The 6990-nt window shown below is 63.8% G+C and carries 6 protein-coding genes; all 6 read right to left on the bottom strand.

What is annotated here, in order from left to right; translation table 11 throughout:
• Positions 1–1517: glutamine-hydrolyzing GMP synthase (gene guaA / locus ACLL97_RS05305; protein ID WP_411279439.1), on the bottom strand; the 1517-nt coding region annotated here is incomplete at its 3' end.
• Positions 1517–2029 (bottom strand): metallophosphoesterase family protein, encoded by a 513-nt coding sequence (locus tag ACLL97_RS05300; protein ID WP_411279438.1) that lies wholly within the window; start codon positions 2027–2029, stop codon positions 1517–1519. The genes guaA and ACLL97_RS05300, both read right to left, overlap by 1 nt.
• Positions 2029–3312 carry a diaminopimelate decarboxylase gene (lysA, locus tag ACLL97_RS05295; RefSeq protein WP_411279440.1) on the bottom strand — a complete coding sequence of 428 codons (1284 nt, stop codon included), beginning with the start codon at positions 3310–3312 and terminating at the stop codon, positions 2029–2031. Before lysA ends, ACLL97_RS05300 begins: the two co-directional genes overlap by 1 nt.
• A gap of 8 nt (positions 3313–3320) precedes the next feature.
• The gene (gene proS / locus ACLL97_RS05290) at positions 3321–4790 is read right to left on the bottom strand and encodes a proline--tRNA ligase (protein WP_411279437.1); all 1470 of its coding nucleotides are present in this window, start codon (positions 4788–4790) and stop codon (positions 3321–3323) included.
• Positions 4783–6099, bottom strand: a complete 1317-nt coding sequence (hisS, locus tag ACLL97_RS05285) for a histidine--tRNA ligase (protein WP_411279436.1) — start codon at positions 6097–6099, stop codon at positions 4783–4785. The genes proS and hisS overlap by 8 nt, the downstream gene beginning before the upstream one ends.
• A 9-nt stretch (positions 6100–6108) precedes the next feature.
• The coding region (locus ACLL97_RS05280) for a bifunctional folylpolyglutamate synthase/dihydrofolate synthase (RefSeq protein WP_411279435.1) at positions 6109–6990 on the bottom strand (882 nt) is incomplete at its 5' end.

Raw genomic sequence — 6990 nt, 5'->3', positions numbered from 1 at the left:
GGCTTCGAGCTGATGTCGTAGACCACACGGTTGACACCGTCGACCTCGTTGATGATACGATTCGAAATCCGTCCAAGCACTTCATGCGGGAACGCGAACCAGTCGGCGGTCATACCGTCGGTGCTCGTCACCGCCCGCAGGGCGATCACATGCTCGTACGTGCGACCATCACCCATCACGCCTACCGAACGTACGGGTAGGAACACCGCAAAGGCCTGCCAGATTTCCTGATAGAGCCCCGCTGCGCGAATCTCCTCGAGATAAATCGCGTCCGCGCGCCGGAGAATGTCGACGGCGTACGGCGTGACCTCGCCCAGCACGCGAATCGCGAGTCCGGGTCCGGGGAACGGATGACGACCGACCATCTCCTCGGGCAGTCCGAGCTCACGGCCCACGTTACGCACCTCGTCCTTGAACAATTCACGTAGCGGCTCGATCAGTCGGAACTTCATGTCCGGCTTCAAACCGCCCACGTTATGGTGCGTTTTGATCGTGGCCGATGGTCCGCCCGTCGCGCTCACCGACTCGATCACGTCGGGATAGAGCGTGCCTTGCACCAAGAACTCGGCGCCCTGCCCTGCGTCCGCCGATGCATCCTCGAATACGTCAATGAACGTATGCCCGATGATCTTGCGCTTCTTCTCCGGATCACCCTCGCCAGCGAGACCATTCAAGAAGCGATCCTCCGCCCGCACGGTGATCAGCTTGATGCCAAGGTGTGCACGCATCGTGCGCTCCACCTGCTCGCGCTCGTGCAACCGCAACAAGCCCGTATCGACAAAGATGCACGTGAGCTGATCGCCGATCGCCTTGTGCACGAGTGCGGCCGCAACACTCGAGTCCACGCCGCCGGACAACCCACAGATGACCTGCTTATCACCGACGAGTTCCCGGATTCGCGCGACTTCCTGATCGATGAAATGCCCCGGTGTCCAATCGGGCGTACACCCGCAGACGCCGAACAGGAAATTCTGGATGATGTCGGCGCCGCGCACCGTGTGGGCGACCTCCGAATGGAACTGGACGGCATGAATAGGGCGGGTCGTATGGCGAAACCCCGCCAGCGTGTGACCGCTGTGTGCGGTCGCCACGTAGCCCGGCGGCACCTGCTCCACGTGGTCGCCATGGCTCATCCACACGGTGGTTCGCTCGCCGGCGTCGAAGCCCTTGAACAGCCCAGTCGGCTCATCGATCGTGACGTCCGCGCGGCCGTACTCGCGACGGCCGCCACCGACCACCGCACCACCCTCCAGATGCGCGATCAGTTGCATGCCGTAGCACACACCGAGCACCGGCGCGATCTCGAGCATCGCACGAGCGATCGTCGGAGCACCTTCGTCGGTCACCGAACTCGGCCCACCGGACAGAATGATACCGTCGGGCTTCCACGCACGAATCCATTCGAGCGACTTCGAGGGCGGATGAATCTCGGAGTAGACACGCGCTTCGCGCACACGGCGGGCGATGAGCTGCGTGAACTGCGAACCGCAATCGAGGATGAGAATACGGCTGTGCATCAGTACTTCCACTCCGGACCGGTAAGCTTGAGAAACTCGACGGCCTTCGTGTCGAGATCGAGAATTGCCCCCGTGGGCGCGCCATGCAGCCAGCCGCAGCCTTCCCCCGGGTTCACCAGCAACGAATCCCCGCGCGACTTCATCTCGGGGATGTGTGAAAATCCATGTACCACGACCTCATGCCCATCGATCGAGCGCTGATGCACATCGGCGAGATCGTGAATGAGCAAGACCGACTTGCCGCCGAGATCGAAGCTGTGCGGTGACTCGTACAGCTCGGTGGCACCGAAACCAGACTTGGCGGCCGCTTGCAGCGCATCATGATCGCCGTCATTACGTCCGAAGACGCCAAGTAGCGGCACCGACAGATCATGAAAGGGCTGCAGCGAGAACGGCGAACAGTAGTCGCCGGCGTGCATGACGATCGATACACCACCGGCGATCATCTGCTCGAGCAGTTCGCGGACGGCAGGCACGCGGTCATGGGTATCCGACAGTAAGCCGATCCGCATCAGGCAGTTCTCCACTGGAGGTGCGCACGCTCGAGGCGTACGAGGTCTTCGAGGCGTTCGCGCTCGGTGATCACGGCGAAGCGATCACCATCCACCATGACTTCGGCGGGGCGCGGTCGGGAGTTGTAGTTGGACGACATCGTATAGCCGTAGGCGCCGGCGGTCTGCACGGCGAGCAAGGCACCGGCCACCACATCGGGCATCGTTCGGTCTTTCGCGTAGAAGTCGCCCGACTCGCAGATCGGGCCAACGACATCCGCGACCACCGTTCCGTCAACGGCGTCGACCGCGTCGATGCGATGGTATGCCTGATACAGCGCCGGTCGCACGAGATCGTTCATACCGGCGTCGGTCACGATGAAATCCTTGCCCGCGGCGTGCTTCCGATAGAGCACTTCCGTGATCAACGCGCCAGCCTCTGCCACCAGGAAGCGTCCCGGTTCGAGCAGCAGCGTCAGCCCGGCTTCCCGGGCCGCCGCAAGCACGATGGCGGCGTAGTCGTCCACGTCGGCCTCGGATTCATCCTCGTGATACGGTACCGCCAATCCGCCACCGACGTCCATGTAGGCAATCGGATGACCGTCGGCACGTGCGGCGGCGATCGCCGAGAGTAAACGCGGCAGCGCGTCGCGCATCGGATCAGCATTGCCGATTTGAGAGCCGAGGTGCATGCCCAGCCCGCGCAGCGTCACGTGCGGCAGCGCATGCACCATCGCGACGAGACGCGCCACATCATCCCGCGGAATTCCGAACTTCTGTCCCTTTTCGCCGGTCTTGATATAGGCATGCGGCGTATCGACCGTCACCTCGGGGTTCACGCGGATCGCAATGGGCGCCACGACGCCCTGACGGCCCGCTACGGCGTCGATGGTGACGAGCTCCGCTTCCGACTCGACGTTAATCAGCAACACGCGCTCCTCGAGCGCCTGTTCGATCTCGCGCACCGTCTTGCCCACGCCGCTGAATACCATATCGCGGCCGGTGAAACCGGCCTCGCGGGCGCGAAACAGTTCACCGCCGGACACGATATCGACACCGGCGCCAAGCTCATGGAGCAGACGCAACACGGCGAGATTTGAATTCGCCTTCATCGCGAAATGAACGCGATGCGGCACGCTCGCGAACGCCTGCTCGAGACGCCGCAAGCGTGCGCGAATCGTGTTTGCGCAGTACACGTAGGTGGGCGTGCCGACGGCCGCCGCAATAGCCGGAATGGGCACCTGCTCCGCGTGCAGGACACCGCCCCGCCGAGAGAACGCCGCTTCGGAGTCTGAGGACGGCATCACGTCGGTCAGTACGAGCGAGCCCACACGACCTCGTACTTCGCCGGCTCACCCGTCACCATGCACGTCGTGGGCGCTTCGGGCGATCGATACTCCGCATCGGGGATGACGCGAATCGTGGCCTTGGTCTCTTCCTTGACCTGCTGCTCGATCGCAGGGTCGCCGTTCCACCCGGCATACACGAACGCGCCCGGGCCATCCATGACTTCCTTGAACCGTCCGTAGCTGATGCGCTCACGAATCGTGTTTGCCTCGACGCGCGCACGGGCGGCGGCGAGCATGTCCGCCTGAATGGTATCGAGCACTACCGGCAACTCGGTGCGAAGCGTGTCGAAGCTGATCGGACGCTTTTCACGCGTATCGCGACGGGCCAACATACCGGTGTTCGACGCCAGATCACGGGGCCCGATCTCCATGCGCAGCGGAATGCCTCGGAGCTCCCAGTGATAATACTTCGCGCCAGGCTTCACGCCGACGCGGTCGTCGACATGCACCCGGAGGCGTTCGTGGTCGGGACGCTTGAAGCTGCCCAGATCATCGGCGATCCGTTTGGCCATTTCCACGGTGGCCGCGCGCTCTTCCTCCGTTTTCCAGATCGGCACGATGACCATCTGAATCGGCGTCAGCTTCGGCGGCAGCCGCAGTCCCGCGTCGTCACCGTGGGTCATCACGAGGCCGCCGACCAGGCGCGTCGAGACGCCCCAGCTGGTATTCCACGCAAACGCCTGCTCGCCCTGCTCGTTCTGAAAACTGAGATTGAACGCCTTCGCGAAGTTCTGCCCAAGGTTGTGCGACGTGCCGGCCTGCAGCGCCTTGTTGTCCTGCATCATCGCCTCACACGAGTACGTGCGGAGCGCGCCGGCAAACCTCTCGGAGTTCGTCTTCTGCCCGGTGATCACGGGCATGGCCATGTAGCCTTCCATGAACTCCCGGTACACGCCGAGCATGCGTCGCGTTTCCTCTTCGGCCTCGTCGTGCGTGGTGTGCGCCGTATGGCCTTCCTGCCAGAGAAACTCCATCGTGCGCAGGAACAGGCGCGTCCGCATTTCCCAGCGCACGACGTTGGCCCACTGGTTGTAGAGTAACGGCAGGTCGCGGTAGCTCTGCACCCACTTCGCGAACATCGAGTAGACGATGGTCTCCGACGTGGGACGCACCACGAGCCGTTCCTCGAGCTGCTTGCCGCCGCCCATGGTGACCACCGCACACTCGGGCGCGAAGCCTTCCACGTGTTCCGCTTCCTTCGAGAGAAAGCTCTCCGGAATGAACAGCGGGAAGTACGCATTCACGTGGCCGGTCGCCTTGAACATATCGTCGAGCGCGCGCTGCATGCGCTCCCAGATACCGTAGCCGTGTGGGCGGATGACCATGCATCCGCGCACGGGCGAGTAGTCGGCCAGTTCCGAACGCAGGACCAACTCGTTGTACCACTCGCTGAAGTTGTCGGCGCGCGTGGTCAGCTTCTTGTCGTCACTCATGGGCGGTGTCCGTTCGATTCAACGTCGACGATGCCCACATGCTCAGGGCATCAAGGGTGTGCACGAGCTCTTCCTGTGCGCCAGCCGCGCGCGCGCGATAGTTCACCGCGTCACCGGTCGTGTCCACCACGATCGTGGCGAGACTGCCGGCCTTTCGGGCGGCTTCCAACTGTTTCTCCACACGCTGCGCACGGAGCGCAAACTCTACCGAATGCCCGTCGGCTCGAAGGCGTGATGCTACCTGCAGCATGGCGGCAGGATACAACGCGCTATCCGGCGCCTGCGCGATCCACAGCGCAACGGCGGGCGCCGGGGCCTGCATCAGTCCGCGGGCCTTGAGCAGCTCACCGAGTACCACATCGCCCATGCCGAAACCGAGCGCCGGCAGATCAGTGCCACCAAGTGACTTGAGCAAATTGTCGTACCGCCCGCCGCCGCAGATTGCCCGAAACTCACCGACGGTGTCGAACAGTTCGAACACGATGCCGGTGTAGTACGCGAGGCCGCGCACGATCGTGAGATCGAAGCGCAGCCACGCCGCGATCCCCAGTGCTTCACAATGCGCGACGTACTGTGCGAACCGCGCTACGTGCGGCGCGACGTCCGGTGCGTGTCCATAGCGCGTCTGCAGGGTCGCAAAGTCGAGCGTGGCGAATCCGAGAATCGCCTCGATGGTTTGGAGCGGCACACCGGCGGCCGTGAGCTTCTCCGCCGAGATCTCTTTCGGCTGACGTTCGAGCTTGTCCAGCACGGCATACACCGCCGGCCACGTTGCCTCGTCGATGGCAAGGTGCGCCAGTAGACCGTTCAGCAGCCGGCGATCGCTGACCCGCGCGCGCACATCACGGGCCGTCAACCCGAAGGCCGCCATGATCTCCACCGCCACCGACAGCAGTTCGGCGTCCGCGAGCACATCGGACTCGCCGACGATGTCGACGTTGAGCTGAAAGTGCTCGCGGAGTCGCCCCTTCTGCGTGCGCTCATAGCGAAAGAGCTGCGGCATCGAAAACCAGCGCACCGGCTTACGCAGCGTTTGTGCGCGTGCACCAACCATGCGGGCGAACGTCGGCGTCATCTCGGGCCGCATGGCCACCGCGCGTCCGCCTTTGTCGGCGAACTCGAACAGCTGGCCGACAATCTCGTCGCCGCTCTTTTGCGTATATAGCTCGAGCGGCTCGAGCGGCGGCCCATCATACTCCTGAAACGCATAGCGCCGCACGATGCGGCGCCAGGTCTCGAAGATGTGGGCTCGCTCGGCAAACTGCTCGGGATAGAAATCTCGGAAACCCGGGAGGAGCTTTGGAGGCATCCTAGAAAGTTACCGAGCGAGCGGATCGACCTGCAACCGCTCCATGGCATCGCCGACCGTATGGAAGGATCCCGTCACGAGCACCGTGGCCGCCCGTTCGCGCGCGTGGTCGAGCGCCAACGCGAAATCGTCCACGCGCTGCACAGGGAGCCCCTCTGCCTCCGCCCATGCCGTGACCTCGTCAAGATTCCAGGCACGCGCCACCGGTGCCGTGGGCGCCATCGTCACCACGATGTGCGTCGCCACCCGCGCAACGGCCCGGAGAATGCCCGCCCAATCCTTGTCACGCAACACACACACGACGGCGCTCACGGGGAGCGGCACGCCGACTTCGAGCAAATTGGCCGCCACCGTTGCCGCCCCGTCGGCGTTATGCGCCACATCAAAAAGCCACCGATCGGCGCGATGGAAGCGTCCCGCCAGACGCACCCCCGGCAACAGTGCCGCCGCGTTGCGCTCAATCTCGAGCCAGCGCCCGCCGGCGCCTCGCAACATTGCCAATGCCACACTGGCGTTATGCGCCTGAAACTCGCCAATCAACGGGGTCGTCAAACGGCGCTCACCCTCTGGCGTGACCAGGGTGAAGCTCGTACCGGCACCACCCACCGAAATGTCCAGGACCTGCCAGTCACGACCGGTGACCAGCACGGAATCGGCACCCACGGCTTCGGCGCGAGCCAAGAGGAGCGCACGAATCTCGGGCCGCGCCTCGCCAACGACCGCTACCGCACCGCGTTTGTAGATACCGGCCTTCTCTCCAGCGATCAACTCGAGCGTATCGCCGAGAAATTCCACGTGATCGAAGCCGATTTGCGTGACGGCGGCCGCCAGCGGCTCCACCAGATTCGTGGCGTCGAGCCGGCCACCCAAGCCGACTTCCACGATCGCCAC

The sequence above is a fragment of the Gemmatimonas sp. genome (genome assembly GCF_046594945.1).
In the GTDB taxonomy this organism is placed as follows: domain Bacteria; phylum Gemmatimonadota; class Gemmatimonadetes; order Gemmatimonadales; family Gemmatimonadaceae; genus Gemmatimonas.
The sequence above is the reverse complement of the archived record's forward strand: the minus strand, read 5'-3'. Positions and strand labels throughout refer to the sequence as shown.